13 protein-coding genes are annotated in these 14,889 nt (G+C 69.1%); 6 read left to right on the forward strand and 7 right to left on the reverse strand.

Annotated features, from left to right (window positions below):
• Positions 1 to 49 precede the first annotated feature (49 nt).
• From ACG04Q_RS06575 to ACG04Q_RS06590, 4 genes are all read left to right on the forward strand, one after another.
• The gene (locus ACG04Q_RS06575) at positions 50 to 610 is read left to right on the forward strand and encodes a helix-turn-helix domain-containing protein (RefSeq protein ID WP_394510107.1); all 561 of its coding nucleotides are present in this window, start codon (positions 50 to 52) and stop codon (positions 608 to 610) included.
• A gap of 126 nt (positions 611 to 736) precedes the next feature.
• Entirely contained in the window at positions 737 to 1,114 is a 378-nt protein-coding gene (locus ACG04Q_RS06580; RefSeq protein ID WP_394510108.1) for a YciI family protein, read from the forward strand.
• Positions 1,115 to 1,134: 20 nt separating this feature from the next.
• Entirely contained in the window at positions 1,135 to 2,358 is a 1,224-nt protein-coding gene (locus tag ACG04Q_RS06585) for an RNA polymerase sigma factor (RefSeq protein WP_394510109.1), read from the forward strand.
• A 65-nt stretch (positions 2,359 to 2,423) separates the two neighbouring features.
• On the forward strand, positions 2,424 to 3,383 hold the full coding sequence (locus ACG04Q_RS06590; RefSeq protein ID WP_394510110.1) for a tripartite tricarboxylate transporter substrate-binding protein: 960 nt from the start codon (positions 2,424 to 2,426) through the stop codon (positions 3,381 to 3,383).
• Here ACG04Q_RS06590 and ACG04Q_RS06595 read toward each other — a convergent pair.
• Positions 3,355 to 4,653, reverse strand: a complete 1,299-nt coding sequence (locus ACG04Q_RS06595; protein ID WP_394510111.1) for a YihY family inner membrane protein — start codon at positions 4,651 to 4,653, stop codon at positions 3,355 to 3,357. The two genes, ACG04Q_RS06590 and ACG04Q_RS06595, sit on opposite strands and share 29 nt — an antisense overlap.
• A 21-nt stretch (positions 4,654 to 4,674) precedes the next feature.
• Here ACG04Q_RS06595 and ACG04Q_RS06600 point away from each other — a divergent pair, with 21 nt between their 5' ends.
• Complete coding sequence (locus tag ACG04Q_RS06600; RefSeq protein WP_394510112.1) at positions 4,675 to 5,055, forward strand: DUF2069 domain-containing protein; 381 nt, start codon at positions 4,675 to 4,677, stop codon at positions 5,053 to 5,055.
• Entirely contained in the window at positions 5,052 to 6,455 is a 1,404-nt protein-coding gene (locus ACG04Q_RS06605; protein WP_394510113.1) for an FAD-binding oxidoreductase, read from the forward strand. The genes ACG04Q_RS06600 and ACG04Q_RS06605 overlap by 4 nt, the downstream gene beginning before the upstream one ends.
• On the opposite strand, the gene ACG04Q_RS06610 is transcribed toward ACG04Q_RS06605, so the two are convergent.
• The 6 genes from ACG04Q_RS06610 to ACG04Q_RS06635 all read right to left on the reverse strand — a co-directional run bounded on the left by ACG04Q_RS06610 (position 6,456) and on the right by ACG04Q_RS06635 (position 14,888).
• On the reverse strand, positions 6,456 to 9,656 hold the full coding sequence (locus tag ACG04Q_RS06610; protein ID WP_394510114.1) for an efflux RND transporter permease subunit: 3,201 nt from the start codon (positions 9,654 to 9,656) through the stop codon (positions 6,456 to 6,458).
• Between the two features lie 17 nt (positions 9,657 to 9,673).
• Positions 9,674 to 10,825 carry an efflux RND transporter periplasmic adaptor subunit gene (locus ACG04Q_RS06615; protein ID WP_394510115.1) on the reverse strand — a complete coding sequence of 384 codons (1,152 nt, stop codon included), beginning with the start codon at positions 10,823 to 10,825 and terminating at the stop codon, positions 9,674 to 9,676.
• A gap of 210 nt (positions 10,826 to 11,035) precedes the next feature.
• Positions 11,036 to 11,701: an NUDIX domain-containing protein gene (locus ACG04Q_RS06620; protein ID WP_394510116.1), complete on the reverse strand. Its 666-nt coding sequence runs from the start codon at positions 11,699 to 11,701 to the stop codon at positions 11,036 to 11,038.
• Complete coding sequence (locus ACG04Q_RS06625) at positions 11,601 to 11,903, reverse strand: DUF2818 family protein (RefSeq protein WP_394510117.1); 303 nt, start codon at positions 11,901 to 11,903, stop codon at positions 11,601 to 11,603. The genes ACG04Q_RS06620 and ACG04Q_RS06625 overlap by 101 nt, the downstream gene beginning before the upstream one ends.
• A gap of 7 nt (positions 11,904 to 11,910) precedes the next feature.
• The gene (gene nuoN / locus ACG04Q_RS06630) at positions 11,911 to 13,392 is read right to left on the reverse strand and encodes an NADH-quinone oxidoreductase subunit NuoN (RefSeq protein WP_394510118.1); all 1,482 of its coding nucleotides are present in this window, start codon (positions 13,390 to 13,392) and stop codon (positions 11,911 to 11,913) included.
• A gap of 20 nt (positions 13,393 to 13,412) precedes the next feature.
• Positions 13,413 to 14,888, reverse strand: a complete 1,476-nt coding sequence (locus tag ACG04Q_RS06635) for an NADH-quinone oxidoreductase subunit M (protein ID WP_394510119.1) — start codon at positions 14,886 to 14,888, stop codon at positions 13,413 to 13,415.
• Position 14,889: the final 1 nt, after the last annotated feature.

Here is a 14,889-nt window from a genome sequence, read left to right on the forward strand (position 1 = left end):
CAGTATCTGAAAAACGTCTATCGACGTCAAGCGACGACCAGCCATGAACATGGATATCGAACCGCCCCGCGTGGGCGCCGCCCTGCAGGCCTTGCGCAGCAGCCGGGGGCTGTCGCTGGATGACCTGTCCAAGCGGGCCGGCGTCAGCAAGTCCATGCTGTCGCAGATCGAGCGCAACCAGGCCAACCCCACGGTCGCCGTGGTGTGGCGGCTGGCGAACGCGCTGGGCGTGGAGATGGGCGAGCTGCTGGGCGCCGAGCGCGCGGCCCCGCCGGCCATCGAGACGGTGCCGGCCCACGCGACGCCGGGCCTCACCAGCCCGGACGGGCTGTGCAAGCTGCGCATCCTGGGCCCCATCGAACTGGCGGGCCAGTTCGAGTGGTACGAGCTCAGCGTGCAGCCCGGCGGCGTGCTGGACAGCCAGGCGCACGAGCCGGGCTCGCGCGAGCACCTGTCCGTGCTGACCGGCAGCCTGGAGGTCACCGCGCAAGGCGTGACGAGCAAGCTCAAGGCCGGCGAGACGGCACGCTATGCCGTGGACGGGCCGCACACCATCCGCAACCCGACGAAATCGGCCGCGAGCGCGCTGCTGGTGGTGCTGCACCCCTGAGCCACCGCCCCTCGCGCAGCGGCGTGACTCGCATCAAAATTCTTCCTGGCCCTGTCGATTCGGCAAGGGCTACATGGTCATAGCGCTGAACGCGATCGGCGTTCGCACCAACCAAAGGAATGACCCATGCGCTATGCCTTGATGATGATCGCCGGTGAACCGGAGCCGGGACAGGTGAAGGAAGAGCTCATCGCCACGATGCAAGCGGCCTTCAACAAGTACGCCCACGACCTGCACGCCGCGGGTGTGCTGGTCTCGGCGGACATCCTGACCCCCTCGTCCACGGCCACCACGCTGTCGATGCGCGACGGGCGAGCAACCATCCAGGACGGCCCATACGCCGCCACGAAGGAGCAACTGGCCGGCGTGTTCTTGATCGAGGTGCCGGACCTGGACGCAGCGCTGGCCTGGGCCGAAGCATGTCCCGGCGCTCACTACGGCCACATCGAACTGCGCCCCAGTGCGCTGACCGTGCGTGACGGCCAGTGGCGGCCACCCCACTGAGCTCGATGGCGTCGGCCGGCGTGGCCGCCGCCGACGCGCTGCGGCACCACTACGGCCGCCTGCTGGCGCTGCTGGCGTCTCGCGACGGTGACATCGCCGCCGCCGAAGATGCGCTAGCCGAGGCTTTTGAACAGGCGCTTCGCCGCTGGCCGCGTGACGGCGCGCCCAACAACGTCGAAGCCTGGCTGTTCACGGTGGCGCGCAACCGGCTGCGCAACCACCGACGCGCGCCGCACCAGCGGGCGGCCGTGCCAATTGACGAGCTGGCCGAGCTGCTCACCTCGCCAGCGGTGGAAGCGCCAGCCGCGCTGCCCGACCAGCGGCTGGCGCTCCTGTTCGTGTGCGCCCATCCGGCCATCGCCCCAGACGCCCGGGTCGCGTTGATGCTGCAGACCGTGATGGGGCTGGACGCCGCGCACATCGCCGCCGCCTTCGCGGTGCCGCAGGCCACCATGGCCCAACGACTGGTGCGCGCCAAGCGGCGCATCCGGGACGCAGGCATTCCGTTCACCGTGCCGGGGCCAGCCACCTGGCCACAATGCCTGCCCGCCGTGCTGGAAGCGCTTTACGGCGCCTACGCAATCGACTGGCTGCCGGTGTCGGGCAGCGCGCCGCGCGACTCCCTGGCCGATGAGGCCCTGTTCCTCGCCAGGCTGCTGGCCGAGCTGCTGCCGCACGAGCCGGAAGTGCTGGGACTCGCCGCCCTCATCGCCCTCGGTCAGGCCCGCAGCGGCGCACGTCTCGACGAGGCTGGCCGGTTCGTGGCGCTGCAAAGCCAGGACCCCGCGCGCTGGGACCACGCCCGCCTGGATCTCGGCGAGGCCCTGCTGCACCAAGCCCACGCGCTGGGCCGCCCCGGGCGCTTCCAACTGGAGGCGGCCATCCAGTCTGCCTACGCGGCACGGCGCCACGGCGCGCGCGCCGACCCGCTGATGCTGTGGCAGCTGCATCGAGCGCTCTGTGCGCACGCGCCGTCGCTCGGGGCGCATGTGGCCGAAGCGGCGTGCCGCGCTGACGTTGAGGGCGCCGCGGCGGCCTTGGCCCGGCTGGATAAACTGTTGGTGTCGGACCCCGAACGTTTGCGGCGCTTCCAGCCTCATTGGGCGACCCGTGCCGACCTGCTGAGGCGACTGGGCCGCCTTGACGAGGCCCGGGCCGCGTTCGACAAGGCCATCGCTCTCACCGTGGACGCCCCGTTGCGGGCCTTTCTGACCGATCGGCGCGACGGTCCAGGCGGGTCGTGACGGCAGCCGCGACGATGCGGATGGCCTTGATCCGTAGACTGCGGCGTCCACCCAAGGAGGCTTGCATGCAGCTCACCCGTCGCGCAACCCTGGCCACGCTGGCCGCTCTGCCCTTCGCCGCTCGCGCGCAGGAGCACAAGCCCATCAGGCTGCTGGTCGGCTTTCCCGCCGGGGGTGGCACCGATGCCATTGCGCGCGTGCTCGCCGAGGCGCTGCAGGCGTCGCTGGGCAGCGCGGTCATTGTCGACAACCGGCCCGGCGCCGGCGGCCAACTGGCGGCGCAGGCGCTGAAGGCCGCGCCACCCGACGGCACGACGTTCTTCGTCAGCCACGACCACACCATCTCCATCCTGCCGCTGGTGCTGAAGCACCCGGGCTTCGAGCCCGCGAAGGACTTCGTGCCGGTGGCCGGCTTCGCGACCTTCGCAAACGCGTTCGCACTGTCCGGCGGCACGCCTGCCACGAGCCTGGCCGACTACCTCGCCTGGGTGAAGAAACAGGGCGGCCAGGCCAACGTGGGCGTGCCGGCGCCGGCCTCGGTGCCGGAGTTCCTCGTCAAGCTGCTGGGCGAGAAGAACGGCCTGGCGCTGCAGAGCGTGCCCTACCGCGGCAGCGCGCCCATGGTGGCCGACATGCTGGGCCAGCAGATCAGCGCCGGCGTGGGCTCGGTGCCGGACCTCATCACGCAACACCAGCAGAAGAAGCTGCGCATCGTCGCCGTCATGGGCCAGCAGCGCCAGGCGGTGCTGCCCGACGTCCCGACCTTCGCCGAGCTGGGCATTGCCGGTTTCGAGGACCTGCCCTACTACGGCGTGTTCGCGCCGGCCGGCACGGCGCCGGCGGTCATCGAGCGCTACGCAAACGCGCTGGCCGGCGTCATCGCGCAGCCGGGCGTGAAGGCGCGGCTGACGGAGATGGGGCTGTCGGTCGGCCTGATGACGTCGGCGCAACTGGCCGCGCGCGAGAAGGCCTACGCGGCGGCCTGGGCCCGCATCATCAAGGCCGGGGGCTTCCAGCCGCAGTGAGCAGGCGGTCCAGCGTCAGCTGCGGCCAGTCGCCCTGCGTCCACAGATTGGCCAGCAGTCCTTCGCGCCCCGACAGGAAGGTGACGATCAGCGGCTCGGCCGGCGTGCGCTCGGGCGAGCACAGCAGCACCAGGCGCTGGGCGCCCTCCTCCTCCAGCCGGCCGATGCAGTCCATCGCCAGCAGCTTGTCGACGACCGGGCTGAGCTGCAGCGGGTCCACCCGCAGCGCGCGCGCCAGGCCCAGATCGGACAGCCCCTGGCGCCCGGCCTCGCGCACGCGCCACAGCTCACGCAGCACCTCCAGCGCCAGCGCCATGGGCTGGCCCGGGCTGTCCGGGCGCAGGTGCAGCCGGCCGGTCAGCGCCGGCGTGTTGGCCGCGAGGATGGCGCCCAACAGCACGATGACCCAGCCCAGGTACACCCACACCAGGAACACCGGCACGGTGGCGAAGGCGCCGTACAGCGTCGAGTAGGTCGGCACCTGCTTGACGTACCAGGCCAGCAGCGACTTCGCGAACGAGAAGCCGATCGACACGAACGCACCGCCCAGCAGCGCGTGCCGCCAGCGCACATGGGTGTTGGGCACGTAGTGGAACAGCCCCGCGATGGCCAGCCCGAGCAGCACGATGTCGGCGCCGCCCAGCAGCGCGGCCAGGTTGCCCGGCAGCTTGGTGATGACGCCCTGGCCGGCGCTGACAACGTAGCTGGTCAGCGTGAGGCTGCCGCCCAGCAGCAGCGGGCCCAGCGTCAGCGCGGTCCAGTAGACGAGCACGCGCTGCGCCATGGGGCGCGGCCGGCGCACGCGCCAGATGGCGTTCAGCGTGCGGTCAATCGTCAACATCAGCGCCAGCGCGGTGAGGCCCAGGAACACCAGGCCCACCGCGCCCAGCTTGTTGGCCTTGGCCGCGAACTGCGTCAGCGAGGCCAGCACCGGCTTGGCGATGTTGGGCGGAATCAGGCTCTTCAGGAAGTACTGCTCCAGCGCCGACTGGAAGCTGGAGAACATCGGGAAGACCGTGAAGATGGCCAGCATCACCGTCAGCAGCGGCACGAGCGAGATCAGCGTCGTGAACGTGAGGCTGCCGGCCGTGAGGCCCAGCTTCTCCTCGCGGAAACGCTGGCGGAAGGTCTGCAGCGTCTGCAGCCAGGGCCAGGCCAGCAGCTGGGTGATGAAGTTCTGCGCAAACGCGATGGGGTTGCGGGACAGCGGGGCGTCGGGGTTGTCGGTGGCGGGAGCGACAGCCTCGGCGGGAACGGGCGGCAGGGACATGGCTTCTATGATGCCGCAGCTATGTCCACCGTCCCCGAAAGAACCGAGCCCACCGCCGCCGAGCAGCTGTCGCGCAACCTCGCCGTGGCCGCCGTCGTCGCGCTGATCCTGCTGTGTCTGGCCTGGGAGCTGTGGCTGGCGCCCACCGGCCGCGGCACGCTGGCGCTGAAGGTGCTGCCGCTGCTGCCAGCGCCGCTGGGCCTGTGGCGCTACCGGATGTACACCTACCGCTGGGTGGCGCTGGCCATCTGGCTCTATGTGCTGGAAGGCCTGGTGCGCGGCACCAGCGAGAGCGGCCCGGGCCAGTGGCTGGCGCTGGGCGAAGTGGCGCTGAGCGTTGTCGCGTTCACGGCCTGCACGGCGCAGATCCGCCAGCGGCTGGCCGCGGCCAAGACGGCATGAGCGCCTTGCTCGACGCGCTGCGCGCCGTGCTCGGTGATGCCGGGCTGCTGACCGGCGGCGACCTGGCAGCCTTTGAAACCGACTGGCGCAAGCGCTACGTGGGCCGGGCGCTCGCGGTCGCGCGGCCGGCATCGACGGACGAGGTGGCCGCGGTGATGCGGCTGTGCCACGAGCACCGCGTGGCCGTCGTGCCGCAGGGCGGCAACACCGGGCTGGTGGGCGGCTCGACGCCGGACGACAGCGGCCGGCAGCTGGTGCTGAGCCTGACGCGCATGAAGCGCGTGCGCGAGATCGACGTCGCCAACGCCAGCCTGACGGCCGAGGCCGGCTGCGTGCTGGCCGACGTGCAGGCCGCCGCGGCCGGCGCCGGGCTGCTGTTCCCGCTCAGCCTCGCGGCCGAGGGTTCGTGCACGCTGGGCGGCAACCTGGCGACCAATGCCGGCGGCACGCAGGTGCTGCGTTATGGCAATGCGCGCGAGCTGTGCCTGGGGCTGGAGGTCGTCACCGCGACCGGCGAGGTGTGGCAGGGCCTGTCGGGCCTGCGCAAGGACAACACCGGCTACGACCTGCGCGACCTGTTCATCGGCAGCGAGGGCACGCTGGGCATCATCACGGCGGCGACGATGCGGCTGTACCCGCAGCCGCGGGACCGGCTGACGGCGCTGGCCGCCTGCGGCTCGCTGGACGCCGCCGTGGCGCTGCTGGGCCTGGCGCGCGAGCGCGCCGGCGATGCGCTGACGGGCTTCGAGGTCATGAACCAGGCGTCGCTGGCGCTGGTGGCGCGCGAGCTGCCCCTGCTGGCGCAGCCGCTGCCATCGGTGCCGTGGACCGTGCTGCTGGAGCTGTCCGACGCCGAGAGCGCCGAGCATGCGCGCGGCGTGTTCGAGGGGCTGCTGGAGGCGGCCATCGAGCGCGGCATCGTGCAGGACGCGGCCATCGCACAGAACCTGCAGCAGGCCAGGTCCTTCTGGCATCTGCGCGAGTCCATCCCGCTGGCGCAGGCGCAGGCGGGGCTCAACATCAAGCACGACATCTCGCTGCCGGTCTCGGCCATCCCCGGCTTCGTCGCCGGGATGGACGCGGTGCTGGCCGCCTACCTGCCGGGCATCGAGGTCATCGACTTCGGCCACCTGGGCGACGGCAACCTGCACTACAACGTGCAGGCGCCGGCCGGCGTCGATCCGGCCGCCTTCATGGCCACGCATGAGGCGGCCATCAACGCGAAGGTCTACGACGCGGTGCAGCAGCGCGGCGGCTCGATCTCGGCCGAGCACGGCATCGGCCGGCTCAAGCGCGAGGAACTGGCCGCGCGCAAGGACGCGACCGCCCTGGGGATGATGCGGGCGATCAAGCAAGCCCTGGACCCGCTCGACCTGCTGAACCCCGGCCGCCTGCTCTGATCAGCCCGCCGCCGCCGCGGCACGGCGGCCGCGGGTGAAGGGCCACAGCACGAGGCGGAACACGAAGCGCACCAGCACCAGCGCCAGCACCGCCTCGATCAGCGTCATGACGAACGCGCCAATCACCGTGAAGCGCGGCACACGGCGCTGGAACTTGGCCAGCGCCCGGTCGCGGGCGATCTCGATGCTGTCGTAGAACGTCGGCACGATGAGCAGCGTCAGGATGGTCGACGTGATGGTGCCGCCGATGATGGCGACCGCCATCGGGCGGTAGAACTCGCCGCCCTCGCCGACGCCGATGGCCACGGGCATCATGCCGGCGATCAGCGCCAGCGTCGTCATCAGGATGGGCCGGAAGCGCTTGCGGCCGGCATGCATCAGCGCCTCCTCGCGGTCGATGCCGGCGGCCTCCTCCTGGCGCGTCGCGTCCAGCAGCAGGATGGCGTTCTTGGCCACCAGGCCCATCAGCATGATGACGCCGATGAGGCTCATCAGGTTCAGCGTGCCGCCGGTCATGATGAGCGCCAGCACGACGCCGATCAGGGACAGCGGCAACGACAGCATGACGCCCAGCGGCGCCGTGAAGCTGTTGAACTGGATGACCAGCACGAAGTACATCAGCGCGATGCCGGACAGCAGCGCGGTGATCATGGCCGTGAAGACGACCTGCTGGTCACGCGCCGCACCGGCCAGCTCGATGCCGAAGCCAGGCGGGAAGTCGATCTTCTCGGCCAGCTTCTTGGCCTCGGACGTGATCTCGCCGGGTGAGCGGCCCTGCGCGTTGGCGCTCACGGTGATGGTGCGCTTGCCGTCGCCATGCTGGATCTGGCCCGGGCCCTTGCCCATGGTGACCGTGGCGATCTGGTCCAGCGGCACCATGCGGTTGGTGCCGCTGACGGCGATGGGCAGGCGCTCGATGTTGGCGGCGTCCACTCGGTCGGCCGGGTGCAGGCGGATGGACACGTCGCGCGCCTCGCCGGTCGGGTCGATCCAGTCGCCGGCCTCGACGCCCGCGAAGGCCACGCGCAGCGCCTGCGCCGCGTCGTTGACGGAGATGCCCATCTGGTTGGCGAGGCCCCGGTCCAGCTCGATCTGCAACTCGTTCTGCGGGTCCTGCTCGGAGTAGCCGATGTCCACGGCGCCCTTGATGCCGGCCATGGTCTTCTGGAAGTCCTGCGTGATCTCCTGCAGCTTGCGCGAGTCGGTGCCGTAGAAGCGGATCTGCACCGGCTTCTGCGCACCGTTGTTCAAGTCATCCAGCACCACGTACTCGGCGCCCACCAGGCGACCGACTTTCTCTCGCAGTTCCTTGGCCACGTCGGCCGCCGAGCGCTGGCGCTCGGTGCTCTTGCCGATGTCGACATAGATGCGGCCGCCGCTGGCGTTCGGGTAGGCCGTCGTCGCCTTGGTCTCTTTCATCGTCGACGCGAGCGCAGCGGCGGCGTCGAGCTTGAGCTTGGAGTACTCCAGGCTGCTGGAGGCGGGGCTGCGCACCTCGATGGCGAGGAAGCCAGCATCGGCCTGCGGCAGGAAGCTGGAGCCGCCGAACTTGGCCTGCAGCGCGATGGCACCGACGAAGCTCAACACCGCGAACACGGCCATCCAGCGGCGGTGGTGCAGCGCCCACGCGATGACGTGCCCGTAGCCGTTGGCGACGCCGTCGAACCAGTGGTTGAAGCGCTCCAGCAGCTTGCTGAAGCCCTTCTTGGGCATCTCGTGGTAGCCCGGCGGGTCGCCCCAGTAGGCCGACAGCATGGGGTCCAGCGTGAAGCTGATGATCAGCGACACGATGACCGACGCCACGACGGTCAGCGCGAACGGCTTGAACCACTGGCCCGGGCCGTTGCCCATGAAGGCCACCGGCACGAACACGGCGACGATGGCGAACGTCGTCGCCGCCACGGCCAGGCCGATCTCGGCCGTGCCCTCGCGCGCCGCAGTCACGCGGTCACTGCCGCGCTCCATGTGCCGCACGATGTTCTCCCGCACGACGATGGCGTCGTCGATGAGCACGCCGATCGCCAGTGACAGGCCCAGCAGGCTCATGAAGTTCAGCGAGAAGCCCATCAGCCACACGGCGATGAAGGCGGCCAGCACCGACGTGGGCAGCGACAGCGCGGTGATCAGCGTGGAGCGCCAGCTGTTCAGGAAGGCGTAGACGACGAAGATGGTCAGGCCCGCGCCGAACACCAGCGCATGGGTCACGTTGTGCAGGCTGTCCTCGGCGTCCTTGCCGCCGTCCTGCGTGATGTCCAGCGTGGTGCCCTTGGGCAGCTCCTTCCTGATCTCCTCGACCAGCTTGCGCGAGTCGTCGGCGACGCTGACGGTGGACGCGTCGCGCGAGCGCGTGATGGAGATGCCGACATTGGGCCGGCCGTTGCGCAGCGAATAGCCGGTCATCTCGGCAAAGCCGTCCTGCACCTCGGCCACCTGGCCCAGGCGGATGACGTTGCCGGCGTTGCGCTTGATGATCATCTGCTCGAACTCGGCCGGGCTTTCCAGCCGGCCCAGCAGGCGGATGCTCTGGTCCTCCAGCGCGCCGCGCACCTTGCCGACAGGCGCCGTCGTGTTCTGCGCGCGCACGGCGTTCAGCACCTCGGTGACGGAGACGCCGAACTCGCGCAGCTTCTCGGCCCGCAGCAGGATGGACAGCTCGCGCTTGAGCGCGCCGTTGACACCCACGGTCGACACACCCGCGATGCCGCGGAAGCGCTCGGCCAGCTTGTCCTCGGCCAGGCGGCTGAGCTGAGCATGCGTCAGCGTCGTGCTGGACAGCGACAGCTGCAGGATGGGCTGGGCGCTGGGGTCGGCCCGCGTGATGATGGGCTCGCGGATCTCGGTGGGCAGCTTGTAGCGCACCGACGCGATCGCGTTGCGCACCTCGTCGGCCGCCTCGATCATGTTCTTCGAGAAATCGAAGATCAGCACGATGGTCGCACTGCCTTCACGCGACGTGGAGTTGGAGCGGTCCACACCGGAGATGCTCTGCAGCGCCTTCTCGATGCGGTTGACGACTTCGCGCTCCACCGTCTCGGGCGACGCGCCGGGGTACGGGATGTTGATGACGAGCACCGGCGGCTCGACCTCGGGGAACTGGTTGACCTTGAGCTTGGACAGCGCCAGCAGGCCGACCAGCACCAGCCCGATGACCATGACCACGGTCGCGACGGGCTTGCTGATGCTGAAGTTGGAGAGGAACATGCGCGAACCTCCTGCGTTTACTTGCTGGCCGCCGCCGCAGCGGGCACGGCCGACGCGGCGCCCGCCCCCGCGGCGACGCGCTGCACCGGCGCGCCGTCCACGAGGCTGCCGGTGGGAGAGCGCAGCACCTGGTCGCCCTGCGCGAGGCCGGACAGGATGACGACCTCGCCGCGACGGTCGTCCCGCTCGCCCAGCGTCACCGCCACCTTCTTCAGCTGGTTGCCGGCCACCTTCCAGACGAAGGCGTTGTCACCCTGGCGCTGCACGGAGCCCTCGGCTAGCACCAGCGACTTGCGCTCTGTGCTCTCGACGCGGCCCTCGGCGTACAGCCCGGACACCTGCGGCGCCTTGGCCTTGTCGTTGAACTCGGCAACCAGCTCCACCTGACGCGTTGTCGCGTTGGCGGCGGCGTCGATGCGCGCCAGCTTGCCCTGGAACTCGGCGTCGCCGAAGCCGTTGATCCGGAACGACACCGGTTGGCCCAGCTTGAGCTCGCCCAGACGGTCGGCCGAGACCTGGCCTTCGAAGCGCATGGACGTGGGATCGATGACCTTGACCAACTCGCGGCCCACCTGCACGGTATCGCCGACCGACGTCTTGCGTTCGCTGACGACGCCGTCGAACGGCGCCCGCACCTCGGTACGCGACACCTGCTGGCGCGCCGTGACGACGCGGGCCTTGGCCGCGGCCAGTTCGCTCTGCGCGGCATTGCGGCGCACCTCGGCGTCTTCCAGACCTTGCATGGAGATCATGCCTTGCTGGTTCAGCGTGCGCTGGCGCGCGAGCACGCGCTCGGTCTGCTCGAAGCTCTGCTGCGACGCGCGCAGCGCCTCCTCGGCGGAAGTGAGGCTGTCGCGAATGGCGGTGGCGTCGAGCCGAATGATGAGGTCCCCGGCGCGCACGCGCTCGCCGTTGTCGCGGGCCACCTGCAACACCACGGCGGCCACCTCGGCGCGCAGGTCGGCGCGACGTGCCGGTTGGATGGCGCCCGTGATGACCGGCGAGCCGATCAGGCCGCTCTGCCCCACTTGACGCAGATCCTCCGGAGCCAGCAGCAGCGGCGCGGCGGGCTTGGCTGACTTTGCTTCCTCGGGCTTGCCGCCCTTGCCGCAGGCGGTGAGCAACAGGGCCAGGGTCAGGGCGGTCAGGATCGGCGTTGCACGCGTCATGGAGAGGCTTTCTCGAAGAGCAGGGGTCGAACGACTCAAACGGCGGAGCTTAACGGCATGCCAACACACCGCCAGAGGTCATGCACCCAATGAAACCCAGAAGAAACGCGCAGCGTGGTAGGCAATGCCTGCCGTCCACGGTGGCCGAGCCGGCGCCTCACGGCGCTGCCAAGCTCGCTGCCGTCCGCGGGGACGCCCCCTTGGCGGGCCTCAGGCGGGCTGCCAGTCCAGCGCCCAGGCCCCCTGCTGCCAGCGCTGCAGCCACAGCAGGCCGATCAGGGTCTTGGCGTCGGTCAGCTCGCCGCGCGCGGCCATGCGGTCGACCTCGTCGACCGTGTGCGTGACGAGTTCGAGAAACTCGCCGTCGTCCAGCTGCTGCTCGCCGCGCGTCAGGCCGCGCGCGAAGTAGATGTGGATGCCCTCGTCCGAGTAGGCGATGGCGTTGTGCAACACGCCGGCATAGGCCCATTCCGCGGCGCGGTAGCCGGTCTCCTCCAGCAGTTCACGCTGGCCGCAGACCAGCGGCGCCTCACCAGCATCGAGCTTGCCCGCCGGGAATTCCAGCATCACGCGGCCCATCGGGTAGCGGTACTGGCGCTCCATCAGCAGGCGGCCATCGTCCAGCAGCGGCACCACCATGACGGCGCCGGGGTGGCGGATGTACTCGCGGTGCGCGGTGCGCCCGTCCGGCAGCGTGACACGGTCGCGGCGGACGTCCAGGAAGTGGCCCTGGAAGACCTGCTCGCCTTCGATCAGGCGCTCGACGAGATGGTCATCAGCCTCGGCCACGGCGCAGGTATCTCCAGACGAAGCCGGGGAAGCCCAGCGTGATGAAGAGGCAGGCGCCCGCCGCGTAGAACTCCCAGCCCTGCGCATGGCGCTGGCCGATGCGCGATTCCAGCACCGCGCCGACGGCGAACGTCAGCACGGCCATCAGCACGAGCTCCAGCAGCCGCCAGCTGACGGCCTTGGGCGCGCGGCGCGGGCCGACGAACAGCAAGCGCTCGTTGAAGTACGGCAGATTGGCCGCGAGCACGGCCACGGCCAGGACCAGCCAGACGGCGACGGACTGGTCCATTGCGCGATCAGGTCGCCAGGGCCTGGCGGATCGCGACCTTGCACAGCTCCAGCAGGCCGCCCGGCATCAGGCCGAACACCAGCACGGCGGCGCCGTTGAGCGTCATGACGAAGCGCACGTCAGCGGGCGCGGCCAGCGGGGCGGTGTCGACCGACGCGTCGAACCACATCACCTTGACGACGCGCAGGTAGTAGAAGGCGCCGATCAGCGAGACAACCACGGCGAACCCCGCCAGCCACAGGTAGAACGGCTCGCCGCTGATCACCAGTGCCTGCAGCACCGCCAGCTTGGCGTAGAAGCCCACCGTCGGCGGCACGCCGGCCAGCGAGAACATGAACATCGTCATGACCAGCGCGAACCAAGGGCTGCGCCTGGCCAGGCCCGCCAGATCCTTGATCTCCTCAGCCTCGTGGCCGGCGCGCGACAGGAGGATGACCATGCCGAAGGTGCCCAGCGTCGTCAGCACATAGGTGACGACGTAGAACATCGCGGAGCTGTAGGCGTTGGACGCGGACAGCGTGTTGTCGTTGACGACGCCCGCCGTCATGCCCAGCAGCATGAAGCCCATGTTGGCGATGGTGGAATAGGCCAGCATGCGCTTGAGGTTGGTCTGCGCGATGGCGGCCAGATTGCCCACCAGCAGCGACATGACCGACAGCACGACCAGCATCTGCTGCCAGTCCACAGCCAGGCCCAGCATGCCTTCCACCAGCAGGCGCACGGTGATCGCGAACGCGGCCAGCTTAGGCGCTCCGCCGATCAGCAGCGTGACGGCGGTGGGTGCGCCCTGGTAGACGTCCGGCACCCACATGTGGAACGGGGCGGCGCCCAGCTTGAAGGCCAGGCCGGCGACGACGAACACGACGCCGAAGACCAGCACGCCCTTGTTGGGAATGCCCTTGGAGATGACGTCAAAGACCTCGGGGATGGTGAGCGAGCCCGTGGCGCCGTACATCATGGACAGGCCGTACAGCAGGAAGCCGCTGGCCAGCGCGCCCAGCACGAAGTACTTCATCGCGGCTTCGGTGGACACCGCGTGGTCACGGCGCAGTGCGACGAGCGCGTACAGCGACAGGCTCATCAGCTCCAGGCCGAGGTAGATGACCAGGAAGTTGTTCGCCGACAGCATCACGTTGATGCCCAGCAGCGAGAACAGGCTGAGGATGAAGAGCTCACCCTTGAGCATGTCGCGCGACGCGGCGTAGGGGCGCGCGTAGACCATGGTGATCAGCGTCGCCACACAGGCAAAGCCGGCCAGCAGGTGGCCCATCGGGTCGGCGACGACCATGCCCTGCATGGCGTAGGTCGTCACGCCGGCATTGAAGTACGCGAAGTGCATGCCGCCGACGACGACCAGCGTCAGCTGGGTCAGCCAGTAGGTGGGGCGGCGCTGTTCGTCGGTGACCCACAGGTCCACGAGCGCGACCACGCAGCCCATCACGAGCAGCAGGATTTCAGGGTAGATCGCGAGCCAGTTCATGTCGTTCATTGTTTTGCCTCAGCTCGCCGTCAGACCGGAATCTTGCTCAGCGCCACGTGCTTGAGCAGGCCCACGACGGACTCGTGCATCACGTCCGTGAAGGGCTTCGGGTAGAGGCCCATGTACAGCGTGGCGACGGCCAGCAGCGCGAGCATGATGAATTCACGCTTGTTGATGTCGGTCAACGCGCGGACGTTGTCGTTGGCGACGTCGCCGAAATAGACGCGCTTGACCATCCACAGCGTGTAGGCCGCACCGAACACCAGCGCCGTGGCGGCGATGCCACCCAGCCAGAAGTCGTACTTCACGGTGCCCAGGATGACCATCCACTCGCCGACGAAGCCGGCCGTGGCAGGCAGACCGCAGTTGGCCATGCCGAAGAAGACCGCGAAGGCGGCGAACTTGGGCATCGTGTTGACGACGCCGCCGTAGGACGCGATCTCACGCGAGTGCACGCGGTCGTACAGCACGCCGATGCACAGGAACATGGCGCCGGACACGAAGCCGTGGGCAATCATCTGCACCAGGCCGCCAGAGACGCCCAGTTCGTTGAAGATGAAGAAGCCCAGGGTCACGAAGCCCATGTGCGCGATGGACGAGTAAGCCACCAGCTTCTTCATGTCCTTCTGCACCAGCGCGACGAGACCGATGTAGACAACGGCGATCAACGACATCGCAATGATGAGCCACGACCATTCGCGCGCCGCATCGGGTGCGATCGGCAGCGAGAAGCGCAGGAAGCCGTAGCAGCCCAGCTTCAGCATGATGGCCGCCAGCACGACGGAGCCGCCGGTGGGCGCTTCGACGTGGGCGTCGGGCAGCCAGGTGTGCACCGGCCACATCGGCACCTTGACGGAGAACGCGGCCAGGAAGGCGAAGAACAGCCAGGTCTGGGCGGTACCCGTCAGCGGCAGCTTGTGCCAGGCCTGGATGTCAAAGCTGCCGCCGGCCTTGCTGTACAGGTACAGCAGCGCGATCAGCATCAGCAGCGAACCGGCCAGCGTGTAGAGGAAAAACTTGAAGGCCGCATAGACGCGGTTCGGGCCGCCCCAGACGCCGATGATGATGTACATCGGGATCAGCGTGGCCTCGAAGAACACGTAGAACAGCATGCCGTCCAACGCGCTGAACACACCCACCATCAGGCCGGACAGGATCAGGAACGCGCCCATGTACTGGTTGACGCGGTTCTCGATCACTTCCCAGGCCGAGATGACGACGATGACCGTGATGAAGGCCGTCAGCGGGACGAACCACATCGAGATGCCATCCACGCCGAGGTGATAGTGGATGTTGAAGCGCTCGATCCACGGCTGGTTCTCGACGAACTGCATGGCAGCCGTCGACGTGTCGAAGCCGGTGATCAACGGGAGCGTGACGAGGAAGCTCGCCACGGCCGCCACCAGCGCCATCCAGCGCACGGCATTGGCCTGTTCGTCGCGCCCGAGCGCCAGCAGCAGTGCGCCGCAGACGATGGGCAGAAAAATCGCAAGACTCAGCAACATT

Origin of the sequence: Pelomonas lactea (assembly GCF_043555885.1) — a bacterium.
Lineage (GTDB): Bacteria > Pseudomonadota > Gammaproteobacteria > Burkholderiales > Burkholderiaceae_C > Pelomonas > Pelomonas lactea.